The organism is Neisseria sicca (assembly GCF_017753665.1).
GTDB classification, from domain to species: Bacteria; Pseudomonadota; Gammaproteobacteria; order Burkholderiales; family Neisseriaceae; genus Neisseria; species Neisseria flava.
Window position 1 is genome coordinate 1698848 of the sequence record NZ_CP072524.1, and the last position, 23913, is coordinate 1722760.

The window sequence follows — 23913 nt, forward strand, 5'->3', positions numbered from 1 at the left end:
TCGTTGTTTTATCGGTTGTCAAAAGGCAGGCGCGCGGTAAAGTCTTCGTAGCTTTCCATGCCGCGCAGGAAGCGGGAGGAGAGTTCTTTTAATGCCCCCAAGTAAACGTCGCGTTTAAAATCAATCACTTCGTCAACGGGAGCCCAATATTGGTGCCAACGCCAGCCGTCAAATTCGGGATGGTGGCAGGCGCGCAGATTGATGTCGCTGTCGCGCCCGACCAGCCGCAAAAGATACCAAATCTGCTTCTGCCCGCGATACGAACCGCGCCATTCGCGGCGTACCCAGTGGCTCGGCACGTCGTAACGCAGCCAGTCGCGCGTGCGGCCGACGATTTTGATGTGTTGCGGCAGCAGTCCGACTTCTTCGTACAGCTCGCGGTACATGGCGGTTTCGGGACTTTCGCCCGGCTTGATGCCGCCTTGCGGGAACTGCCACGAATGTTCGCGCACACGCTTGCCCCAAAAGACTTCGTTGCGGTTGTTGATTAAGATGATACCGACATTGGGGCGATAGCCTTCTCTATCTAACACGGTGTCGCCCTTCGTTAAATTAAAATTAAATCATGCGATTTTCCCATAAATCGGGCGGGTTTGACAAATCGGGAGACCGTATCGGCGGGCATTTGAAACCAGATACGGCAGGTTCCTTCAAACGCATCTGAAACATATATACTTCCTGCCTTATCTCAATTACCCCTCATGTAATAATCTTTCTTTTGAGCCAAAGCAAGGCGGCGCGTCCGCATTTTAGGTTTAATACACTATTATTTTTTATCCGATAAGACCGTACACCGGCATCCCCCGACACTGCCCTACCGCGACAGTTTTGCCGTCTTAAGAAACGGCGTTCCCACCTCAATCCACTTTAAGGAAAATCATGGCTTCGCGCGATTTATACCCACAGGAAATTTTACAGGTCGTCCTCGATAAAAGCTGTGCCAAGGCACAATCCAGCGTTTCCACGCTGGCAGTTTTGAGCGTTTTGGCGGGCGGATACATCGGCTTCGGTTATCTTGCCTATTTGAAAGTGGTCAGCGGCATTCCGCACGAATGGGGCGGCTTGGCGACTTTGCTCGGCGCATCGATGTTCCCCATCGCCTTGATCTGCATCCTGCTCGGCGGCGGCGAGCTGGTAACGAGCAATATGATGATTATGTCTTTGGGACGTTTGGCAGGGCGGATTTCCACAAAAATGCTGCTGCGCAACTGGGTCGTCGTGTGTCTGAGCAATTTAGTAGGAACGCTGGCGATGGCTTTTTTCCTCGGACACTATGTCGGCATGACCGAAGGCAGCGTGGCGGAAAAAACGATTGCGGTGGCGGAAGCCAAAGTCCATATGGATTTCGGCAGGGCTTTCGTCTCGGCGGTCGCGTGTAACTGGATGGTGTGTATGGGCGCTTGGCTGCACTTTGCCGCCAAGCATACGGCAGGGCGGATGTTGGCGATTTGGTTTCCCGTGATGATTTTCGTATTAAACGGTTTCCAACACCTTGTCGCCAATATGTTCGTCATCCCCGCCGGTATTTTGGCGGGCGCAGATATTACATGGGGGCAGTTTTTCTTCAACATGATTCCCGTATTTTTAGGAAATACCTTTGGCGGGGCATCATTTGTCGGCGCGTCGTACCTTTATACTTATAAAGATACGCTGAAAGATTGTGCCGAGTCTTGAATAGATTGGTATTGAAAAGACTTAGAAATGCAAAGGTCGTCTGAAAACAGGATAAAACGTTTTCAGACGACCTTTGTCTTAGGTTATTATCCCACTCCACCCTTTCAGATCAGAAAGTACATCATGAATACGCTGAACAAAACCCTGTTATCCGTTTCCGTCGCGCTGGGCTTAAACGCCTGCGCCAACGTCCAAACCGCCAAAACCTACGACTTGGACTTTTCCAAACAGAAATACACCGAACAAAGCATCGAAGTGAATGGTCAGGCGGTTAAATTCCGCGCTTACGAAAACGTGGTTTACGTCCGCAATCCTGTCGACACCCGCTACGAAATCATCAATATTTACGTCCCCGAAGCCTATTACAACGGTGGCGAGATAGACGGTTTTACCGCCGAAACCGCACCGATTTTCCTGCCCAACCAAATCGGCGGCTATATGCCTGCCGAACCGGGCAAACCTGCTTTGGAAGGTAAACGCGGCGAACCTGAAGACGGCCAAAAATCACCGAACGCCGCGCTGACCGCCCTTTCTAAAGGCTATGTCGTTGCCTCCCCGGGCGCACGCGGCAGAACGGAATCTACCGGTAAAGCACCTGCCGCCATTGTCGATTTGAAAGCCGCCGTCCGCTATCTGAAAGCCAACGACAAAGCCATGCCCGGCGATGCCGAAAAAATCATTTCCAACGGCACAAGCGCGGGCGGCGCGATGTCCGCCCTCTTAGGCGCGACAGCCGACCAAAAAGATTACGAAAAATATCTGAAAGCATTGGGTGCGGCAGACGGCAGCGACAAGGTTTTCGCCGTATCCGCCTACTGCCCGATTACCGATTTGGACCATGCCGATATGGCTTACGAATGGCAGTTCAACGGCATTAACGACTATAAAAAAATGAATATTTCCATGCTCGACTACCGCGTCAAACGCGAGCTGGTCGCCGGCACGCTGACCGATGACGAGAAAAAACTGTCCGACCTCCTCAAACCGCTGTACCCCGCCTATCTCAACAGCCTGAACCTGAAATCCCCCGAAGGCAAACCACTGACGCTGGATGCCCAAGGCAACGGCAGCTTTAAAAACCATATTGCCGGCCTGCTCGCCCAATCCGCCCAAATCCAGCTTGACGCGAGCAAAGACCTAAGCGACCGCAAATGGCTGACCGTCCGCAACGGCAAAGTCGTCTCCGTCGATTTCGATGCCTACGCCAAAGCCGCCGGACGGCAAAAAACACCGCCCGCCTTTGACGGCGTAGATTTGAGCGCGGGCGAAAACCAACTCTTCGGCACCGATACCGTCGATAAACGCCACTTCACCGCGTTCTCCATGCAACACAACACCGCCGCCAACGCCGAAATCGCGGACGAAGAAACCGTCAAAATCATGAACCCGCTCAACTACATCGGCAAACCGGGCGCGAACCTGCCGCAAAACTGGCGCATCCGCGTCGGCACCAACGACCGCGATACCTCGCTGGCAGTCTCCGCCATATTAGCCGCCAAGCTGCAAAACAACGGCTACACCGTCGATTACGCCCTGCCTTGGGATGTCCGACACGGCGGCGATTATGACTTGGACGAACTGTTTGCCTGGATGAAGCAAGTCAGCAGCAGCCCTGCGAAATAATGCCCATCAGACAAATAAAAAGGTCGTCTGAAAACCAGAATCTTGGTTTTCAGACGACCTTTTGTTTCATTCAAATTAATGAGGCAATTCACCGCTGCGGATTTTCTGTTTGAAATCCTGCGTTTCTCTGACAATTACTTTCGCCATCAGTAAGAGAGCGATTAAGTTGGGCAAAGCCATCAATCCGTTAAACGTATCAGAAGCAAGCCATACCAAATCGAGGCTCAAGACAGTTCCCAGCATGACCGAGGCAACGTAAACGACACGGTAGAGATTCGCAGATTTTTCGCCGAATACATATGCCGCACATTTCTCACCGTAGTAACACCAGCCCAAAATGGTCGAATAGGCAAAGAAAATCAAACCGATGGTAACGATCCAGCCGCCAAAGCCTGGTAGCATTTTTTGGAAGGTAACGGTAGTCAGCGCCGCGCCGCTCAATTCCGGTTTGACGAACTCACCGCCCGCACCGAGCAAACCCATCACCAATACAATCCCTGTAATCGAGCAGACGACGATGGTGTCCAAAAACGTCCCGGTCATAGAAACCAATGCCTGACGGACGGGATGATCGGTTTTCGCAGCCGCGGCGGCAATCGGTGCGGAACCCATACCCGCCTCGTTAGAAAACACGCCGCGCGCCACGCCGTAGCGGATCACCGTTCCGATTGCGCCGCCTGCCACAGCCTGCGCGCTGAACGCATCAGAGAAAATCAGCTTGACAGCGGGTGCCAGTAAGTCCGAATTTACAGCAATAATGGCAATGCCGCCTAAAACGTAAAACACCGCCATCGCAGGTACGATAAACGAAGCAGCTTTAGCGATACCTTTAATACCGCCCAAAACGACGATAGCGGTCAAAATGGTCAGGACGACGCCGGTATAACCCGGTTCTACGCCGAAGCTCGTCTGAACGGCCTGCGCAACCGAGTTGGACTGTACCGAACTGCCGATACCGAACGAAGCGAATGTGCCGAATAAAGCAAACGCCAATGCCATCCATTTCCAGTTTTTGCCCAAGCCTTTTTCGATGTAATACATCGGCCCGCCGGACATCTCGCCTTTGGAGTTGGTCACGCGGTATTTCACCGCCAACACGCCCTCGGCGTATTTGGTCGCCATACCGAAAATGGCAGTCATCCACATCCAAAATACCGCACCCGGACCACCGGTAACCACGGCGGTCGCCACACCGGCAATGTTGCCTGTACCGATGGTGGCGGACAGGGCGGTCATCAAAGCGGCGAAATGGGAAATATCGCCTTCGTGGTCTTCGCCGTCATCCTTTGTTTTCTGCGGCATAAACGCCTGCTTGAGCGCGTAACCGAGCATAGAAAATTGCAGGCCTTTGAGCATAACGGTCAACAAAACGCCCGTTCCGACCAACAACACCAGCATAACAGGTCCCCAGACCCAGCCGCTGACTGTTTCAAAAAACGCTTTTAAATTCTCCAAAAATAATTGCATGGTTTTCTCCTCATTGTGTTTTTAGTGTTCGGTCATTTCAGCATAAAGCGTTAAAAAACGCAACGGTCTGATGATATGCTCCTTATTTTCTCCATAAATCTAAACTCATCACGTCGGATCTCAATGCAGAGAACATTAAAATAAAAATACCCGTCTGACATCAGTCTGCGCAAATGGAAATCCGTATTTCAGCATTACAAAAAACCAATAAACATCATATACTTAAAATACCTATCCTCCTCTCTGCACAAATTTAAAAAGATAGAGCCTTCCATTTCAATTCACGATAAATTTCAGACAACGGCGGATTCGCATTTGAAGTGCAACTTTCCCTAACAGAAAAAGGCCAGTATGCGGTAGCATACGGCCTTTCCTGCAAGAAAGATTGCCATGAGCTACACGCAACTGACCCAAGACGAACGATATCACATCCAATACCTGTCCCGCCACTGCACCGTTACCGAAATCGCCAAACAGCTTAACCGCCACAAAAGCACCATCAGTCGCGAAATCAGACGGCACCGCACCCAAGGACAGCAATACAGTGCCGAAAAAGCACAGCGGCAAAGCCGGATTATCAAACAGCGTAAGCGAAAGCCCTATAAGCTCGATTCGCAGCTGATTCAACACATCGACACCCTTATCCGCCGCAAACTCAGTCCCGAACAAGTATGCGCCTACCTGCGCAAACACCACCAAATCACGCTCCACCACAGCACCGTTTACCGCTACCTCCGTCAAGACAAAAGCAACGGCGGCACTTTGTGGCAACATCTCAGAATATGCAGCAAACCCTATCGCAAACGCTACGGCAGCACATGGACCAGAGGCAAAGTGCCCAACCGCGTCGGCATAGAAAACCGACCCGCCATCGTCGACCAAAAATCCCGCATCGGAGATTGGGAAGCCGACACCATCATCGGCAAAGATCAGAAAAGCGCATTACTGACCTTGGTCGAACGCGTTACCCGCTACACCATCATCTGCAAATTGGATAGCCTCAAAGCCGAAGACACTGCCCTGGCAGCCATTAGGGTATTAAGGGCACATAAAGCCAGAGTGCACACCATCACCATGGATAATGGCAAAGAATTTTACCAACACACCAAAATAACCAAGGCATTGAAAGCGGAGACTTATTTTTGCCGCCCCTACCATTCTTGGGAGAAAGAGCTGAATGAAAACACAAACGGACTCATACGCCAATATTTCCCCAAACAAACCGATTTTCGGAACATCAGTGATCGGGAGATACGCAGAGTTCAAGATGAGTTGAACCACCAGCCAAGAAAAACACTTGGCTACGAAACGCCAAGTGTTTTATTCTTGAATCTGTTCAAACCACTAGTACCATAGTGTTGCACTTGAAATCCGAATCCAAGAACCTTCTTGCCGTTAAAAACAACAACTCAATATTTAAACCAACAGGCAAAAAAGGTCGTCTGAAAGCCCCTTATTTCTTTCAGACGACCTTGAATTCCCGCTTTGTATTGTTTTCGGGTATTTTATTGCAGGGTAAAGCCTGCTTTGAAATCCAGCTTCGGCACGCCGATGATAAAACGCTCGCCGATACTGTCTTCAAACTCGTATGCACCTTCGATACTGCCCCAAGGCGTGCTGATTTGCGAGCCGCTGTTGTACTCGTATTCCTCACCCGGATACAGGACAGGCTGCTCTTCGATCAAACCGCCGTGTCCGACCTGCCCGATTTCCCCGTGCCCGTCGGTAACTTCCCAAAACCGCTGGCGCAATGTGATAACTTCATTACTGCGGTTGCAGATGGTGATTTGATAATTAAAAGCATAGCGATCACGATAAACATCGCTTTGTCCGGCGATATAACGCGGCTTTACACTGATTTCTATATTATTCATTTTGCTTCCCCGTGATGATGCGGTTCTATTTTTATTTAAAAGTGAGTGAAAGTGTGCCTGCCTTATATTTTTTTATCGGCAGTCATATATTTAATTGTGTGTGTTTAAAAAATCCAAGATGCCAGCCCTAATACCAGACCGGTCATCAGTGCGGCGATCAGGTCATCAAGCATAATGCCCAGCCCGCCGTGGATGCGGCTGTCGAACCATTTAATCGGCCAAGGCTTGAGCATGTCGAACAGTCGGAACACGATAAAAGCCGCAAGCCACCAGTTCCACCGGAAAGGCACGAAAGACAAAACCAAAATCATTGCTACGATTTCATCCCAAACGATACCTCCGTAATCCTGTATGCCCAGTTCTTTTTCGGTATAACCGCAAATGCGGATTCCCCAAACAAACATGGCGATACACAACAATGCCAAAACCCAGCCGCCGATTCCGATCAAATGAAGGACAAATGCCAAAGGCAAAGCCGCCAAAGTACCGGCTGTTCCCGGAGCAACGGGAGAAAGACCGCTGCCAAAACCAAAGCCCAAGAAGCATAAAGGACGCTCTTTGAGCCATGTGAAAGTAGGTTTAAATTCAGACAAAATGATCGAACCCCCGTGAAGTAAGCAATAATTCGCCGCCTTTTTTATCCTTTATTTTCAGACGGCCTGAGTTGTTTGTTTTCCCTATCCTTGTTACTGCCACACCGCATTGCGCTGCTGCGGCAAGGATTTCACTGCGACGGTCTGTGGAAGCGGTAAATACCAATTCGTAATCGTCGCCGCCCGATAAGGCGAAAGCCGTCCATTGTTCTTCAGACAGCGATGTTCTCAATTCATCGGGAACCGGCAACACATCTGTCGAAATTTCCGCCCCCAAAGACGACGCGGTCAAAATGTGCCCCAAATCCTGCGCCAGCCCGTCCGAAATATCTTGGGCGGCATGGGCAAGCGGCAAAAGTGCCAAACCCAAATCTACTCTTGGCTCCGGTCTGAGGAGTTTATCTTCGCAAAGTCCGAAGACTTCCGGCGGCAGGGTGCAGTTTTTCAGACGATGGTTTAATGCTGCCGCAGCCATACCGATTTGCCCGGACACCCAAATATCATCCCCTTCTTGCGCCGCATCGCGCCGCAGGGCTTGCCCTTGGGGTAGTTCGCCGACGATGGTAATGTTGAATACCAAATCACCTTTGGTCGTATCGCCGCCGATAAGCGTGATGCCGAAACGTTGTGCCAGCGAGAAAAAACTTTCGCAAAACCGCGTCAGCCATTCTTCGTCCAAATCGGGCAATCCCGCACTGAGCAGAACCCATTTTGGAACGGCACCCATCGCCGCCATATCGGATATGTTAACTGCAAGCATTTTCCATGCCAAATCTTCAGGAGAAACATCTGAAAAAAAATGTTTGTCCTTAATCAACATATCGGAACTAAAACACAAATCAAATCCGATACTTGGACGGATAATAGCTGCATCGTCCCCGATACCCAACACCAAACCTTCCGCCTGCTGTTTTTTCAAAAACTGTCTAATAAAGTCAAATTCTGTCATATTTAGTGTAAAAAATTGTCAACTCGTTTACATTACAGGAAACTGTCCGGCAAGACATCTCTTTTATAAATAGCGGTGTTCGTTGCATTATCACAAAAATTCACAACCAAAGGTCGTCTGAAAACACGATTTCGATAAGACGGAACGTTTTCAGACGACCTTTTCTGTTGCCAGCAACATTTCCACATTCCGCTCGGTCGCTTCGGCTATCTCTTCAACGGCAACGCCGCGAATTTCAGCGGCGATGGCGGCGATTTGGCGGATGTTGGCGGGCGTGTTGATTTCGTTTTTCAGCATAAACGGGCTGTCGGTTTCCAAGACGAAATCGGTGTCATTCAAGGTTTTGAGGGTTTCGCGTATTTTTCGTGCGTTCGGGTTGAGCAACAGCGAACCGATGCCGATTTTGAAACCTAATTTCGTCAACATGCGCGCTTCTTCCGCGCTGCCGGAGAAGGCATGAACGATGCCGCCTTGGACAAAACCTGTCTTCCTGACGGCGGCGGAGATGGCGGCGGTGGCTTTGAGATTATGGATAATCACGCGGCGGCGCAGGGTTTGTGCGATGGCAAGCTGGCGGCTGAAGACTTGGATTTGCCGTTCTCGCTGCGACGGCGTTTGGGTTTTGTCGTAAAAATCCAAGCCGATTTCGCCGACCCATGCCGTCGGACGCGCTTGCAATGCTTGTTCCAAACGCTGGAAATCTGGCTCGGAAACGTCGTCTGAAAACCAAGGATGGATGCCGAGCGCGATATGGATGTTGCCCCAAAGCGGGTTTTCAGACGACCTTTGCACCAAATCCGCCACGTCCTGCCAATCCTGCGGCCGGGTCGCGGGAACGATAAACCGCCCTACCCCCGCCTTCCGCGCGGCGGTCAGGATGTGCGGCAGGTTTTCGCGCAGGGCGGGATCGGCAAGGTGACAATGGGTGTCGGTGAGGTTCATCGATTTCACACTAATTTTAGTCTTACCAATTCTTTGTGAACATCTTCCACCCCCCAGCCTTGTGATACGGCGAGGGTCATGAGCGCGGTGGCGGTTTCGAGGTTGCATTTGCCGCCGTTGATGATGCCCGAGTTGCGGAACGCGTTGCCTTGCGCGTAAACGGCGGCGGTTCTGCCTTGTTGGACTTGGCTGATGTTGAGCAGCAGTTTGCCTTGCTGCGTGAAGTCTCGGACGGCGCGGATGAAGCCTTCGTCTGCGGGTGTGTTGCCGTGTCCGTAGCTTTGCAGGATAAGGGCTTGGGCAGGAAGCTGTCCGAGTCCGTCCGCAAGTTCTTGGACGGCAAAGCCGGGGATAAGCGTGCGGACGGCGATTTTTGCCTGCGGGTCGGGATAGCGGATTTTGAGGTCGTCTGAAACATTCGCCGCATCTTGGGAGGGCATACGGAGATTGTGCCAGCCTTGTGTTTCATCCCATTCGGCGATGGCACCGAAATGCGGATTGTCGAAGCCTGCGGCGGTTTCGGTGCTGACTTTGCTGCTGCCGACGGCGGGATACAGTTTACCGTCAAAGGCAATGACGGTTTGTTTGAGCTTGAGGCTAAAGGCGGCGACGGCGGTGGAGAGGTTGCGCGGGGCATCGCTGTTTTCGGCTGCGTAAGGCCATTGGGAGCCGGTCAGGACGATGGGTTTGCCCAAACCTTGCAGGGAGAGCGCGAGGAGGTTGGCGGTGTACGCCATGCTGTCTGTGCCGTGCAATATCAGGATGCCGTCGCAGGAAGGCAGTTTGGCGGCGATGATGTCCAGCCAGTCGCGCCAGTGTTGCAGGGTAACGGAGGCGGAATCAATCAAAGGATTGCAGACGTGCCACTCGAAGTCGAGGTCGTCTGAAAAAGGGGAAAGGGCTTGGCTGACCAGCGCGGTATCGGGGCGCAGACCTTCGCTGCTTTGGGTCATGCCTATGGTGCCGCCTGTGTAGAGGACGAAGATTTTTTGTTTCATGGGCATCATCGGGTCGTCTGAAAATAATGATGCGGCTTATTTAACTATATTTCGGACAGGCTGGCAATTTGGCGGCGCGGACGGTTTTCAGACAACCTTGAAATGAAAAAGCACCCTGAGACTGTCGATATTTAATTTTCCAAGTAGATTTTTATTCACGAAGCGTGAGACTCAGGACGGAAGCCGCAACAAGGTCAGAGACCTTGCGAGAATTTCCAACGCGGAAGATACCGCTTTGGATAAAAAACACGGAAACTATTAAATATCGGCAGCCTCTTTAGGGTGCTTGATTTTATCGTTCGCTTTGCGCGGCTTTTTTGGCTGCCTTGGCGGCTTTGCGCTCCGCTCGCTTTTCGCTCAACTTGGTACGGTAGAACTGAAGGCGTTGGCGTTTTTTCCACCAGAACCATGCCAACACCAATGCCAATACGCCCAAAACAACGAAGATGCCGGATTGCAGGCTGCGCATTTTTGCCATCAGCCAATCGATGTTGTTCGCGCCGTATTCGCCCAAATAAATCCACACCGGCACGGAAATCAACGCGGCAAGCCCATCCATCAGGATGAAGCGGGTATAGGAAACTTTGCGGCTGATGCCTGCGGTCACGAAAACGGCGGTACGCAAACCGGGCAGGAAGCGGGCGACGAACAATACCCAGTTGCCGTATTTGTCGAATTTTTCCTGCACCTGCGCGTAACGCTTCGGCGTCATCACGCGGGCAATGGGTTTGAACTTGAGAATTTTCTGTCCCCACACGCGTCCGGCGACAAACATAAATCCGTCGCCTGCCAACACGCCGAGCATACCGACGACAACCATCCAATGCGAATTGGTGTACCCCAAACCGGAAATCACGCCGCCTGTCACCAGCGTCAAATCTTCGGGAATCGGTACGCCAAAGCCGCAGATGACCAAAACGAAAAACACGGCTGCGTAGCCGTATTGGACAAAAAAGGCTTCTAAAAAGGCAAACATGGCGTATCCGTCGGTTGTAATGTGGAGGGGAAATTCATTTGAACTGAATGTCGTATTTTACCAAAGATAGGGTCGTCTGAAAGAAATAACAAGGAAGGTTATGAAAATAGGTGTGAACAATATGAATTGATGTGTTTCAGACGACCTCGAATCCTAAAAAACACAATCAAAATGGATTAACCTTAAACCGGCATGGCGTTCCCCCGCCTTGCCCTGATTTAAAATCAATCCACTGTACCGCCGTTCCCGCTTGCGTGGAAACGACGGCAGTTCCAAGGTTTGCTAAAAACCTGATTGATTTTTTGACGGCATTACTGCTTGCCGGTGATGGCTGCCGCGATGCGTTCCGCACCCTTTTTCGCCCAGTCCGCCTGACGCGCTTCGACCATGACGCGCACGACCGGTTCGGTACCCGATGCGCGCAACACGACGCGGCCTTTGCCTTCGAGTTCTTTTTCCACTTCAGCCAATACGTCTTTCGAGGCTTCCTGCCATTTCTGACCTTTTTGGATGCGCACGTTGATCATGGTTTGCGGATACGGCTGCCAGTCGGCACAAACGGTGGCAAGGTCTTGGTTCAGGATTTGCAGTGCCGCCAAAACTTGCAGCGCGGAGATGATGCCGTCGCCGGTGTTGTGTTTGTCCATACACAAAATATGGCCGCTGGCTTCGCCTCCGATGAGCCAGCCGCGGTGGTTCAGTTGTTCCAATACATAGCGGTCGCCGACTTTGGCGCGGCAGAAATCGACGCCCTGCTCTTTCAGGGCGATTTCCATTGCCATATTGGTCATGACCGTGCCGACCACGCCGCCGATGTTGATGCCTTCGCGGGCACGGGCTTTGGCGATGACGTAAATCAGGCTGTCGCCGTCGTACACTTTGCCGTTGCGGTCAACCATCATCAGACGGTCGCCGTCGCCGTCCAGCGCAATGCCGTAGTCGGCTTCGTTCTGCAATACAGCGGCCTGCAAGGCTTTGGGATGGGTCGCGCCGCATTTTTCGTTGATATTGTAGCCATTGGGTTCGTCGCCGATGCTGACGACTTGCGCGCCGAGTTCGTGGAATACTTTGGGCGCAACGTCATAGCCTGCGCCATGTGCGGTATCGACCACCAATTTCAGACCGCGCAAATCCAAATGGCTGGGAAAGGTGGATTTGCAAAATTCGATGTAACGGTCGTCTGCGCCGTTGATACGGCGGGCGCGTCCGAGGCGGGCGGACGGCTGGGTTTTCATTTCCTCGTCGATTTTGGCTTCGATTTCCAACTCAATTTCATCGCTCAGTTTCACGCCGCCTTCGGCAAAGAATTTGATGCCGTTGTCGGAATAGACGTTGTGCGACGCGGAAATCATCACGCCGGCGGACAAACGCAGCGCGCGGGTCAGATAAGCCACACCCGGCGTAGGCAGCGGGCCGGTTTGGATGACGTTGACACCCGCGGCGGTAAAACCTGCCACCAGCGCGGCTTCGAGCATATAGCCGGAAATGCGCGTGTCTTTGCCGATAAGGACGGTCGGCTTCTGCCCGCCGTCATGCTGCACCAACACCTGCCCCGCCGCATAACCGAGTTTCAATACGAAATCGGGGGTAATCGGAAATTGACCGACTTCGCCGCGCACGCCGTCCGTGCCGAAATATTTTTTTGCCATGAGTTTACTCCGTGAGGATGTTTTTAGAATGGGGTTACCCGTAAATGTCATAACGGGCAGTATAGGGGGATTTTATGTAAAACTGTTGGGATTTATGTTTAGCGTCATTAGATTGAGCCTGAGCGGTATAGTTTCTTATCTTATCAAAACCCGAAACAAGTTAACCGGATTAAACAAAAGGGTCGTCTGAAACCGCCAAACTTGTTTTCAGACGACCTCTTTATCACTATAGTGGATTAACTTTAAACCAGTACGGCGTTGCCTCGCCTTAGCTCAAAGAGAACGATTCTCTAAGGTGCTGAAGCACCAAGTGAATCGGTTCCGTACTATCTGTACTGTCTGCGGCTTCGTCGCCTTGTCCTGATTTAAATTTAATCCACTATATTTCAGAGGCTGTCGACATTTCATTTTCAAAGTGTTTTTTTACTTCCAAAACAGAAGCCATTAAATGCCGGTAATGCCTAAGGCGTCCCACACCTTCAACGCATCCGCCGTCGCCTTCACATCATGCACCCGCACAATTTGCGCGCCGCGCGCTACGGACGCCAACGCCGCCGCCACGCTGCCGTGTACGCGTTCCGCCGCGTCTGCCTCACCGGTCAGCTCGCCTATCATGCGTTTGCGCGATACGCCGATGAGCAGTGGGAAACCCGTTTCCACCATCAATTCGGGCAAATGCCGCATCAGCGCGATATTGTGTTGCAAGGTTTTGCCGAAGCCGAAGCCGGGGTCGAGTATGATGCGTTGCGGGGCGATGCCCGCCGCGATGCATTCTGCTGCGCGCGCTTTCAAATACCGCGCCACCTCACCGACAACATCCTGATATTTCGGATTAATCTGCATGGTTTCGGGCAAACCCTGCATGTGCATCAGGCAAATGCCCGTATCCGCCTGACTCGCCAGCAATTCGACCGCGCCCTCATCAGTCAACGCTGCCACATCATTAATAATATCGACGCCGCCGAGCGCCAACGCTTTTTCCATAATCACCGTGCGGCGCGTGTCCAAACTGATGGGAACACCCCACCCTGCCACTTCCGCCAACACAGGCGCAACCCGCGCCCATTCTTCTTCAGGCGAAACATAATCCGCACCCGGCCGCGTCGATTCGCCGCCGATGTCGAGAATGTCTGCGCCTTCTTTTAAAAGCTGTTCGGCGTGTGCCAAGGCTGTTTGGGCGTTTTGCGAATACACGCCGCCATCGGAAAACGAATCGGGCGTCAAGTTGACGATACCCATGATTTTCGGTTTGTCCAAACCAATTTCAAACCTGCCTACCTGCCAGATGCGCGTGGTCATGATGGTGTTCCGTAAAATAATGAAGACGAAATTATAGGTCGTCTGAAAACATCATGCAGCTTTCAGACGACCCCGTTTTACAAATCCTGCCGTTTAATGCCAAAATCAGGTTTACCGTCCTAATCCGCCTGACAAAGGAAGCATCATGTACCAACACGTCGAATACTACCCCGGCGACCCGATTTTGAGTTTGGTCGAAACCTTCAAAAACGACCCACGCCCCGAAAAAGTCAATTTGAGCATAGGCATTTATTTCGACGACGAAGGCAAAATGCCCGTGTTGGAATCCGTGAACCGTGCCGAGACTGCCCGCGCCGCCACACCTGCGCCATCGCCCTATCTGCCGATGGAAGGCTTGAACACTTACCGCAGCGCGGTGCAGCATTTATTGTTCGGCAAAGACAACCCTGCGTTCGCGCAAGGACGCATCGTTACCGTACAAACACTAGGCGGCTCGGGCGCACTCAAAGTCGGCGCGGATTTCCTGCACCGCTGGTTCCCCGCAGCGCGCGCCTACGTCAGCGATCCGACTTGGGACAACCATCGAGGTATCTTTGAAGGCGCAGGTTTCGAGGTCGGTACTTATCCTTATTACGACCCTGCCACCGTCGACGTGAAATTCGACGAAATGACCGCGTTTTTCAACACCCTGCCCGAAAACAGCGTCTTAATCCTACACCCCTGCTGCCACAACCCGACCGGCGTGGATATGTCCGAACAGCAATGGGACGAAGTATTGCACATCATCAAAACGCGCAAACTGATTCCGTTTATGGACATTGCCTACCAAGGCTTCGGCGGCGATTTGGACAGCGATGCCTACGCCATCCGCAAAGCGGTGGAAATGGAATTGCCGCTGTTCGTCAGCAATTCCTTCTCGAAAAACCTGTCGCTCTACGGCGAGCGCGTCGGCGGCCTGAGCGTGGTTTGCCCGAATAAAGAAGAAGCGGAATTGGTGTTCGGACAACTCAAATTCACCGTCCGCCGCATCTATTCCAGCCCGCCCGCACACGGCGCCTATATCGCCGCCGACGTAATGAACAATCCCGAACTTTACGCCTTGTGGCAAAACGAAGTCTATGTCATGCGCGATCGAATCCGTGCCATGCGGCAGAAGCTTTACGACGTCTTGACCGCCCAAATTCCCGACCGCGATTTCACTTATTTCATCAAACAGCGCGGCATGTTCAGCTACACAGGATTGAGCGTGGAACAAGTCCGCAGGTTGCGCGACGAATTTGCCGTTTACCTGCTGAATTCGGGTAGGATGTGCGTCGCCGGACTGAATGCCTCGAATATCGCCTATGTCGCCGATGCGTTTGCCGAAGTGTTGAAATAAAACTCAAAAAACAAACAGGTCGTCTGAAACCCGATGTAGTTTTATTTGAAGTAAATCAAAAGGCCGCCCGAAAAATTTTCATCTTTCAGACGGCCTCTCTATAATTGGCGCACCCAACAGGGATCGAACCTGTGACCTCCAGCTTCGGAAACTGACACTCTTCCAACTGAGCTATGGGTGCAGGGAAGGCGTAAGATTAACGCAAATCCCGCCTGTTGGCAAAGCCTATTATGCAGGATGGCGCAAACAAGACAAATTCGCAGAAAATTCCCCGCAAATAATCAACAACATAACCAATCCACCCCTTAACAAATGGCAAAAAACTGCCGCCTTTGCGTATATTTTCCACAAGAGCGATTGGAAAGCCCCTGTGAATTCAGTATAATCCAGCAAAATATTGTTAACTGCGTTTAACACACCAAACTATAACTCAAAGCACAACCTAACCTAACGGCGAGGCCTACCAAATGAAACAACTCCGCGACTCAAAAGCCCAAGGCTCTGCATTGTTCACCCTTGTGAGCGGTATCATCATTGCTATTGCAGTCATTTACTTCCTCATTAAATTGGCGGGCAGCGGCTCGTTCGCAGACGTTAACCAATCGTCCGAAGCCGCCACCCAAACCCGTATCCAACCCGTAGGACAACTCGCCTTGGGCGATGGCATTCCGGTAGGCGAACGCAAAGGCGATCAGATTTTCAACAAAATCTGTATCCAATGTCACGGTGCGGACAGCTCCGTCCCCAACGCACCTAAAATCGAAAACAACGGCAATTGGGCTCCCCGTATCGCACAAGGTTTCGACACGCTGTTCCAACACGCTCTGAACGGCTTTAACGCCATGCCTGCCAAAGGCGGCGCAGCCGATTTGACCGACCAGGAACTCAAACGCGTCATCACTTACATGGCGAACAAGAGCGGTGGCAACTTCCCTGATCCCGATGCCGCAGCACCTGCAGATCAAGCAGCTTCAGGCGATGCAGCCGCATCCGCACCGGTCGCTGCCGGCTCTGCTCCCGCAGCCGACGCACCTAAAGCCGAAGACAAAGGCGCAGCCGCTCCTGCAGCCGGCGGTGCAGACGGTCAAAAAGTTTACGAAGCCAACTGTAAAGCGTGTCACGGCGGCGCCATCCCCGGCGTTCCCCATGTCGGCAAAAAAGAAGACTGGGCTCCGCGTATCAAACAAGGTAAAGAGACCCTGTACAAACACGCGCTCGAAGGCTTCAACGCCATGCCTGCCAAAGGCGGCAATGCCGGTCTGAGCGACGACGAAATCAAAGCAGCGGTCAACTACATGGCTAACCAATCAGGCGCTAAATTCTGATTCATTCAGAAAACGCCATAAATGCTCCATCAAAAACGCACCTTCAAACAAGGTGCGTTTTTATTGGCTATACCACCTGCTTCCGCTTAACAAGAGACAAACAGAAAGCAGATGGCAACTCTAAGATTTTTATACTTGCATACAAGCCATACTCTAACTTTCCCTACCGAAACAGGAAAAGTGCAAGATTACCGTTACAGCAACAAAGTTATGCGAAATCCAAGCTGCTCTATAGCCCGCATTGTGCAGATATAGTGGATTAAATTTAAATCAGGACAAGGCGACGAAGCCGCAGACAGTACAAATAGTACAGCAAGGCAACGCCGTACTGGTTTAAATTTAATCCACTATACTTAAAAATCAGTGCTGAAGCCTGATCTCCCAAATGACAAAATTGCCGCAAACAACACCTTCATCATCATTCCCTATTTCACCACTCCTCCACTTACAAGATAGGGGGCAGGCTTGAATTTCAATTCATACCGATTTGCGGCAAGAATTCCAATTAAAAAGGTCGTCTGAAAACCAATGTTGGTTTTCAGACGACCTTTTTTGTTTTTTAGCTTATAGCTTATTTTGCCGCTGAAGCAGTAGACGCTGCTTCGGTTTTTGCACCAGTGGCTGCATTCTCACCCCATGCAGCAGGATATTTATAACCTTCGAAGCGTTTGTGAGCGTAGGCTTTGAACTCGTCGGAATTATAGGCTTCGGTTACATCTTTGAGCCATTGGCTGTCTTTGTCAGCGGTTTTGACTGCTGCCCAGTTGACGTAGGCAAAGCTCGGCTCTTGAAACAGGGCTTCGGTCAGCTTCATACCACTGCTCATGGCATAGTTGCCGTTAACGATGGCGAAATCAACGTCAGCGCGGCTGCGTGGCAGTTGTGCGGCTTCTAGTTCTACGATTTTGATGTTTTTCGGATTTTCAGCGATGTCGGCTTTGGAAGCAGTCAGCGGATTAACGCCGTCTTTCAACTTAACCCAGCCCAATTCGTTCAACATTACCAATGCACGGGCAAAGTTGGACGGGTCGTTAGGCGCAGAAACGCTGCTGCCGTCTTTAACTTCATCCAAAGATTTCAATTTACCCGGATACAGACCCAAAGGCGCAGTCGGCACTTGGAAAGTTTCAGTAATATCTAATTTGTGTTCTTTTTTGAAGTCGTCCAAATAAGGCTTGTGTTGAAAAATGTTGATATCCAGTTCACCTTCAGCCAAAGCGAGGTTAGGACGGACGTAATCGGTAAACTCAACCAGTTTGACGGTATAGCCTTTTTTCTCCAACTCAGGTTGGATTTGATCTTTGACCATGTCGCCAAAGTCGCCAACGGTTGTACCAAAGACGATCTCTTTTTTCGCCGTGCCATTATCGGCAACCGGTGATGCGGAGGATGCGGCAGGTGCGCTATCTTTCTGCCCACCACAAGCTGCAAGCATTACAGCAAGCGTAGCAGCAGAAAGGGTTTTAAAAAAAGTATTTACTTGCATATCTTACTCCTGATAATTCATTGAAACAGTTTTCAGACGACCTCTGCCGTCAAAAAACGAGAATTTTAAATCTATTTGGTAAAACTCAGGGTGTTTTTTGCAGGTTTTTCTGTTGATTCTTATTATTACCACAGTATATTCGAAATAAAACTCGGCACAATCCAAAACTTACGCGCTATGATAGCCTACAATTTTCCAAGTCAACAGATCTAGCTCGCGTTACCCAAAACGTACGAATAGATTAAAGAAGGTCGTCTGAAATCTTGTAGATAGGGTTTCAGACGACCTTCTATTTCATATTAAATAGATTTACATTACCAACGATTAAATAGAAAAGTCCTCGACAACTGGAGCATAAAGCGTTCTATCGACCACTTCACGTGTCAGCTTAGGCGCGAACAATTCTATAAAATCATATGCATAACCCCTAAGATAGGTATCTTTCCTAACGGCAATCCAAGTTGGAGACGACTCAAACAAATGCGAGGCATCCACTAATTCCAGATCCGTGTCATTCTCAGGATCGTAAGCCATCTTCGCCATCAACCCAACACCAAGACCCAAACGGACATACGTCTTTAAAACATCAGTGTCTGCTGCTGACAACACGACATCAGGCTGCTCCAACCTGGCTTTATTAAAAGCCCGGGCAATACTACTCCCCTGATTGAACGCAAATTCATACGTAATCAAAGGAAAAGAAGCCAAATCCTCAATACTTAAAGGATTTTTACAATCCAACAAAGGATGTTCATGCGGCACAATAACCGCATGATTCCATTCATAACAAGTTAATTTACCCAACTCCGGATGCTCATCGATACGCTCAGTTACAATCGCAATATCCGCCTCCCCATTGCTGACCATCTGGGCAATCGCTGCAGGACTGCCCTGCTTGATGGTCAGCGTTACTTTAGGATAACGTTTGACAAAATCTGCCACAATTAAAGGAAGAGCATAACGTGCCTGCGTATGCGTTGTCGCAACAACCAAAGAACCACTGTCGTGTTCGGTAAACTCATTCCCTATATTTTTAATATTCTGAACATCACGCAAAATCCGATCCGCAATTTCCAAAACAGCCTTTCCCGGTTGGGACACAGATACCACACGCTTGCCGCTTCGGATAAAAATCTGCACCCCCAACTCCTCTTCAAGAAGCCGGATTTGTTTAGAAATTCCTGGCTGGGAAGTAAATAGTGCTTCAGCAGCTTCAGATACATTCAGATTATGCCGGTACACCTCCAATGCATACCGTAATTGCTGTAATTTCATAAACGGCTCGTGTTCTATATATTTGTATGATTTGTGCGACAAATGGCAGACAATTTAACATATTTTTCCTAAATTGTCGGCAGCACCCTCACCTCAAATAAAAACTTTTGTTTTAAATAGTACTATACAAACCGATTATCGAAACCAACATTTCCCTCAGTACAAACTGTATCCTTCATACAACAACAAATGGCAACAAACTCCGATTTACCCATAAATAAATGACACAAACTTGATTTTTAGGCATGATTCGAAGCTAGGAAGCAGGCAGTTTCATGATTGTATGAGGCATTGAGTATTGACAGTAGGCACCATGCTTCTTTATAGTGCAAACTGATATATCCGATTTGCCGCTGCTTAGTATGCTGCGGCCTGTATATTGGTAATTTGCAGCGGTTCTTAAACACCCGCCGCATAACAATTTAGATGAGGGAATAAAATGACCAAACAGCTGAAATTAAGCGCATTGTTCGTTGCATTGGTTGCTTCCGGCACCGCAATGGCAAGCGAACCGCATACCAAACACGGCTACACCGTAAGCAGCCAATCTCAAGAAGTTGTCCGTAACAACTATGGCGAATGCTGGAAAAACAGCTATTTCGACAAAGAGACTCAAGGTCGTGTCGAATGTGGTGACCGCGAAGCAGTAGCCGCAGTCCAACAAGCTCCCGAATATGTTGACGAAACCGTATCTCTGTCTTCTAAAACACTGTTCGGCTTCGATAAAGATAACCTCCGCCCTGAAGCTCAAGAGAATCTGAACGCATTAGCCCAACGCCTGAGCAATGAAAACGTTCAAACTGTACGTATTGAAGGCCATACCGACTTTATGGGTTCAGAAGAGTACAACCAAGCTCTGTCCGAACGCCGTGCAAACGTAGTTGCCAACTACTTGGTTGGCCGTGGTGTTCCTTCCAGCAAAGTTTCCGCTACAGGCTTTGGCGAGTCTCAAGCTCAAATGACTGCTACTTGTGAAGCAGAAGTAGCAAATCTGGGCAAAAAAGTATCCAAAGCTAAAAAACGTGCTGCTCTGATTGCATGTATCGAACCTGATCGTCGTGTTGACGTGAAAATCCGCAGCACTGTTACCAAACAAGTTGCCCCGGGTCAAACAATTGAAGGTCAAGGTGAACGTCCTGCAGTAGATGAAGGTTGGATTCCTTCTCCCTACAACGGTGTACACGGTTACGCCAAACCTTAACTAAATTCAATTTTAATTCAAAACCCTGCATCTGCGGGGTTTTCTTATTATCCCCCCTCACTCTTACCCCCATAATATAGTGGATTAAATTTAAACCAGTACAGCGTTGCCTCGACTTGCCGTACTATTTGCCTCGCCTTGCCCTACTATTTGTACTGTCTGCGGCTTCGTCGCCTTGTCCTGATTTAAATTTAATCCACTATAATCAAAAAATCAATAAGCAAACCTTAATGAAAATCAGATACAAAAAAGGCATCCTAAGATTACTCAGGATACCCTCTTCAAGCCTCATATCATCAAGTAAAATTACTTAATCTCTATCTTCTCTTCTCCTCCCATATAAGGCTGTAAGGCGGCAGGAATATTGATGCTGCCGTCGGCGTTTTGATGGTTTTCCAAAACCGCCACCAAAGTACGACCAACTGCCAAGCCGGAGCCATTCAAAGTGTGTACCAAGCGGTTTTTGCCGTTTTCGTCTTTGAAACGCGCCTTCATGCGGCGTGCTTGGAAATCTTCGCAGTTGGAGCAGCTTGAGATTTCGCGGTAGGTATTTTGCGCGGGAACCCAGACTTCCAAGTCGTAGGTTTTGGTTGCGCCGAAGCCCATGTCGCCGGTACACAGGGTAATCACGCGGTAGGGCAGTTCCAAAGCCTTCAGGATGTTTTCGGCGTGACCGACCATTTCTTCCAGTGCTTCGTATGATTTTTCGGGATGAACGATTTGCACCATTTCCACTTTGTCGAATTGGTGTTGGCGAATCAGACCGCGCACGTCTTTGCCGTATGCGCCCGCTTCGGAGCGGAAACATGGGGAATGGGCGGTCAGCTTCAGCGGCAAATCGCTGCCTGCCACGATACTGTCGGCAACGGTATTGGTCAGCGTCACTTCGGCGGTCGGAATCAGGTATTGCGTTTTTTTGCTCTCGTCGCCGCCGCGGGTAACGTGGAACAAATCTTCTGCAAATTTAGGCAGTTGACCCGTGCCTTGCAGGGTGGTGTCGTCCACGATGTAGGGCGTGTAATGCTCGGTGTAGCCGTGTTTCAGCGTGTGCGTATCGAGCATGAATTGCGCCAACGCGCGGTGCAGGCGGGCGATTTGGCCTTTCATGACGGTAAAGCGTGCGCCGGACAGTTTCGCGCCACCTTCGAAATCCAAGCCTAAAGGTTCGCCCAAATCGACATGGTCTTTGATTTCAAAGTCAAATTCGCGCGGGGTGCCGACTTTGCGGACTTCGACGTTTTCGGTTTCGTCTTTACCGACGGGTACGCTTTCGTGCGGCAGGTTGGGAATGCTCAACAACCATGCGTCCAATTCTTTCTGAACGGCATCCAAATCGGCGGCTGCCTGCTCCAAATCGGTTTTGATTTGGGCGACTTGATCCATCGCTGCCTGCGCCTCTTCGTGTTTGCCCTGTCCTTTCAATGCGCCGATTTGTTTGGAAATGCTGTTGCGCGAGGCTTGCAGTTCTTCGGTTTTCACTTGGACGGCTTTGCGCTGCTCTTCCAAGGCATTGAAACGTGCGGTATCAAACTCGTAACCGCGCTGCGCCAAACGTTCGGCGACGGCTGTGGTGTGGCTGCGGAGCTGTTGGATGTCTAACATTTTGTTATTCTCTCAATAGAATTCAGAAATGGCATTATTGTAAACCAAATCGCCAATCTTTTCATGACAACACTTTTATTCAAAAACCCTTTCTTACATATCATGCATTGCAGAAAAAGCAAGAATGGGATAGAATCCATCGTTTTGTCAAACCTTGCCTTTTGCTTTCGCATGGCAAAAGGCTGTATTTAATCATCCATAAGGAGATAACATGCGTCATTATGAGATCGTGTTTATCGTTCATCCTGATCAAAGCGAGCAAGTGCCTGCTATGGTTGAACGTTACAAAACCATGATTGCCGAAGCCGGCGGTAAAATCCACCGCTTGGAAGACTGGGGCCGTCGTCAACTGGCTTACCCGATTAACAAAATCCACAAAGCACACTATGTTTTGATGAACATCGAAACTACTCCTGAAGTAGTTGAAGAGCTGGAAACCGCTTTCCGCTTTAACGATGCCGTACTGCGCCATCTGACCATCAAAACAAAACATGCTGTAACCGAAGCTTCTCCTATGCTGGGCGGCGAAAAAGCAAAAAACTTGCTGAACGGTGCAGCTGAAGAAGTTGCAGCAGCCGAATAAGATTGGATAATCTTACAAAGCTTACCGCCCTGATTTACAAGGTTGAATCCTTAAGATACACGCCGGCAGGAATCCCTGTTTTGGATATTATGTTAAAGCATGAATCTTGGCAGGAAGAAAACGGGCAAAAATGCCTGGTCAGTTTTGAAATTCCCGCGCGTATTTTAGGTAAGCAGGCTGAAGAATGGCAGTATCGGCAAGATACGATGGTAGAAGCAGAAGGCTTTCTCGCACAGCGAAGCAAACGCTTCCCAAGGCCGATACTCCGCATACAGAACATTAAAGAATATAAAGGTTAAACGACAATGGCTCGTCAATCATTCAAACGTAGAAAATTCTGCCGCTTTACGGCTGAAAAAATCCAAGAAGTCGATTACAAACAAGTTGATCTACTGAAAGACTTCATTTCTGAAAACGGCAAAATCATCCCTGCCCGCATCACCGGCACCAAAGCGCATTACCAACGCCAATTGGCTACTGCAGTCAAACGCGCACGCTTCCTGGCTCTGTTGCCTTACACCGATCAACACAAATAATTTTGGAGTTTAAATCATGCAAATTATTCTGTTAGAGAAAATCGGCGGTTTGGGCAACTTGGGCGACATCGTTACCGTAAAAAACGGTTACGCCCGCAACTTCCTGATTCCTGCCGGCAAAGCCAAACGCGCTACTGAAGCCAATATGAAAGAATTCGAAGCACGCCGTGCCGAATTGGAAGCCAAACAAGCCGAAATCTTGGCCGATGCTAAAGCACGTCAAGAAAAACTGGACGGTCAAACCATCACTATCGCTCAAAAAGCAGGTGTGGACGGTCGTTTGTTCGGTTCCGTTACCAATGCCGACATCGCTGCCGCGATTGTTGCTTCAGGCGTTGAAGCTGCAAAAGCCAACGTCCGCCTGCCTAACGGTCCTCTGAAAGCCGTGGGCGAGTACGAAGTTGAAGTGGCTCTGCACACTGACGCTGTTGCTGCGATTACCGTTGCTGTTGTTGCGGCTGCTGAGTAATAGACAGTCTTAAAAGGTCGTCTGAAAGGGAATGGAATGTATATTCCTGCCGT

The 23913-nt window shown here is 50.1% G+C and carries 23 protein-coding genes, 1 tRNA gene and 2 pseudogenes; 11 read left to right on the plus strand and 15 right to left on the minus strand.

Annotated elements, in window-relative coordinates; genetic code table 11:
- Positions 1-8 precede the first annotated feature (8 nt).
- On the minus strand, positions 9-533 hold the full coding sequence (locus J7445_RS07960) for an RNA pyrophosphohydrolase (protein WP_003743450.1): 525 nt from the start codon (positions 531-533) through the stop codon (positions 9-11).
- Between the two features lie 346 nt (positions 534-879).
- On the opposite strand from J7445_RS07960, the gene J7445_RS07965 reads away from it, so the two are divergent.
- Both J7445_RS07965 and J7445_RS07970 read left to right on the plus strand, forming a co-directional pair.
- Entirely contained in the window at positions 880-1674 is a 795-nt protein-coding gene (locus tag J7445_RS07965) for a formate/nitrite transporter family protein (RefSeq protein WP_209282942.1), read from the plus strand.
- A gap of 123 nt (positions 1675-1797) precedes the next feature.
- Entirely contained in the window at positions 1798-3297 is a 1500-nt protein-coding gene (locus J7445_RS07970) for a subtype B tannase (RefSeq protein ID WP_209282943.1), read from the plus strand.
- A gap of 75 nt (positions 3298-3372) precedes the next feature.
- Here the strand turns inward: J7445_RS07970 and J7445_RS07975 are convergent, their stop codons facing one another.
- Positions 3373-4764, minus strand: a complete 1392-nt coding sequence (locus J7445_RS07975; protein ID WP_101810802.1) for an alanine/glycine:cation symporter family protein — start codon at positions 4762-4764, stop codon at positions 3373-3375.
- Positions 4765-5154: 390 nt separating this feature from the next.
- Between J7445_RS07975 and J7445_RS07980 the strand changes: the two genes are divergently transcribed.
- Complete coding sequence (locus J7445_RS07980; RefSeq protein ID WP_209282944.1) at positions 5155-6120, plus strand: IS30 family transposase; 966 nt, start codon at positions 5155-5157, stop codon at positions 6118-6120.
- Positions 6121-6269: 149 nt separating this feature from the next.
- Here the strand turns inward: J7445_RS07980 and apaG are convergent, their stop codons facing one another.
- The 9 genes and pseudogenes from apaG to folP form a co-directional block, all read right to left on the minus strand.
- Positions 6270-6638, minus strand: coding sequence for a Co2+/Mg2+ efflux protein ApaG (gene apaG / locus J7445_RS07985; protein ID WP_003743457.1), 369 nt, complete (start codon positions 6636-6638; stop codon positions 6270-6272).
- 104 nt (positions 6639-6742) lie between these two features.
- On the minus strand, positions 6743-7231 hold the full coding sequence (locus J7445_RS07990) for a phosphatidylglycerophosphatase A family protein (protein WP_209282945.1): 489 nt from the start codon (positions 7229-7231) through the stop codon (positions 6743-6745).
- Positions 7224-8180: a thiamine-phosphate kinase gene (gene thiL, locus J7445_RS07995; RefSeq protein ID WP_019269852.1), complete on the minus strand. Its 957-nt coding sequence runs from the start codon at positions 8178-8180 to the stop codon at positions 7224-7226. The genes J7445_RS07990 and thiL overlap by 8 nt, the downstream gene beginning before the upstream one ends.
- A 150-nt stretch (positions 8181-8330) precedes the next feature.
- Positions 8331-9122, minus strand: coding sequence for a TatD family hydrolase (locus J7445_RS08000; RefSeq protein WP_209283368.1), 792 nt, complete (start codon positions 9120-9122; stop codon positions 8331-8333).
- Between the two features lie 5 nt (positions 9123-9127).
- Entirely contained in the window at positions 9128-10120 is a 993-nt protein-coding gene (locus tag J7445_RS08005) for an asparaginase (RefSeq protein ID WP_209282946.1), read from the minus strand.
- A 292-nt stretch (positions 10121-10412) separates the two neighbouring features.
- Positions 10413-11096 carry a DedA family protein gene (locus J7445_RS08010; protein ID WP_070539802.1) on the minus strand — a complete coding sequence of 228 codons (684 nt, stop codon included), beginning with the start codon at positions 11094-11096 and terminating at the stop codon, positions 10413-10415.
- Between the two features lie 311 nt (positions 11097-11407).
- Positions 11408-12745 (minus strand): phosphoglucosamine mutase, encoded by a 1338-nt coding sequence (glmM, locus tag J7445_RS08015; RefSeq protein WP_107824734.1) that lies wholly within the window; start codon positions 12743-12745, stop codon positions 11408-11410.
- A gap of 149 nt (positions 12746-12894) precedes the next feature.
- Positions 12895-13132: pseudogene (locus J7445_RS12560) on the minus strand (hypothetical protein); the annotation flags it as partial.
- A 57-nt stretch (positions 13133-13189) separates the two neighbouring features.
- Positions 13190-14044 carry a dihydropteroate synthase gene (gene folP, locus J7445_RS08020; protein WP_209282947.1) on the minus strand — a complete coding sequence of 285 codons (855 nt, stop codon included), beginning with the start codon at positions 14042-14044 and terminating at the stop codon, positions 13190-13192.
- A gap of 145 nt (positions 14045-14189) precedes the next feature.
- Between folP and J7445_RS08025 the strand changes: the two genes are divergently transcribed.
- Positions 14190-15383 carry an amino acid aminotransferase gene (locus J7445_RS08025; RefSeq protein ID WP_209282948.1) on the plus strand — a complete coding sequence of 398 codons (1194 nt, stop codon included), beginning with the start codon at positions 14190-14192 and terminating at the stop codon, positions 15381-15383.
- 105 nt (positions 15384-15488) lie between these two features.
- Here J7445_RS08025 and J7445_RS08030 read toward each other — a convergent pair.
- A tRNA-Arg gene (locus J7445_RS08030) sits at positions 15489-15564 on the minus strand.
- Positions 15565-15850: 286 nt separating this feature from the next.
- Here J7445_RS08030 and J7445_RS08035 point away from each other — a divergent pair.
- The gene (locus J7445_RS08035) at positions 15851-16708 is read left to right on the plus strand and encodes a c-type cytochrome (protein ID WP_019269847.1); all 858 of its coding nucleotides are present in this window, start codon (positions 15851-15853) and stop codon (positions 16706-16708) included.
- Positions 16709-16955: 247 nt separating this feature from the next.
- Positions 16956-17064, plus strand: a pseudogene (locus tag J7445_RS12565) (IS5/IS1182 family transposase); the annotation flags it as partial.
- A 215-nt stretch (positions 17065-17279) separates the two neighbouring features.
- On the opposite strand, the gene J7445_RS08040 reads toward J7445_RS12565, so the two are convergent.
- Together J7445_RS08040 and J7445_RS08045 are read right to left on the minus strand one after the other, a co-directional pair.
- Positions 17280-18194 (minus strand): MetQ/NlpA family ABC transporter substrate-binding protein, encoded by a 915-nt coding sequence (locus tag J7445_RS08040; protein ID WP_209282949.1) that lies wholly within the window; start codon positions 18192-18194, stop codon positions 17280-17282.
- 324 nt (positions 18195-18518) lie between these two features.
- Entirely contained in the window at positions 18519-19469 is a 951-nt protein-coding gene (locus J7445_RS08045) for a CysB family HTH-type transcriptional regulator (protein WP_029609518.1), read from the minus strand.
- Between the two features lie 439 nt (positions 19470-19908).
- Between J7445_RS08045 and J7445_RS08050 the strand changes: the two genes are divergently transcribed.
- Positions 19909-20670, plus strand: coding sequence for an OmpA family protein (locus J7445_RS08050; protein ID WP_070655080.1), 762 nt, complete (start codon positions 19909-19911; stop codon positions 20668-20670).
- Between the two features lie 306 nt (positions 20671-20976).
- Here J7445_RS08050 and serS read toward each other — a convergent pair whose 3' ends face one another.
- Entirely contained in the window at positions 20977-22272 is a 1296-nt protein-coding gene (gene serS / locus J7445_RS08055; protein WP_019269843.1) for a serine--tRNA ligase, read from the minus strand.
- A 211-nt stretch (positions 22273-22483) separates the two neighbouring features.
- Between serS and rpsF the strand changes: the two genes are divergently transcribed.
- The 4 genes from rpsF to rplI are packed head-to-tail and all read left to right on the plus strand — an operon-like array spanning position 22484 to position 23860.
- Complete coding sequence (gene rpsF / locus J7445_RS08060) at positions 22484-22855, plus strand: 30S ribosomal protein S6 (RefSeq protein ID WP_003757376.1); 372 nt, start codon at positions 22484-22486, stop codon at positions 22853-22855.
- 2 nt (positions 22856-22857) lie between these two features.
- Entirely contained in the window at positions 22858-23154 is a 297-nt protein-coding gene (gene priB / locus J7445_RS08065) for a primosomal replication protein N (protein WP_003757378.1), read from the plus strand.
- Between the two features lie 6 nt (positions 23155-23160).
- Entirely contained in the window at positions 23161-23391 is a 231-nt protein-coding gene (gene rpsR, locus J7445_RS08070; RefSeq protein ID WP_003678863.1) for a 30S ribosomal protein S18, read from the plus strand.
- 16 nt (positions 23392-23407) lie between these two features.
- Positions 23408-23860 carry a 50S ribosomal protein L9 gene (gene rplI / locus J7445_RS08075; protein WP_019269842.1) on the plus strand — a complete coding sequence of 151 codons (453 nt, stop codon included), beginning with the start codon at positions 23408-23410 and terminating at the stop codon, positions 23858-23860.
- Positions 23861-23913: the final 53 nt, after the last annotated feature.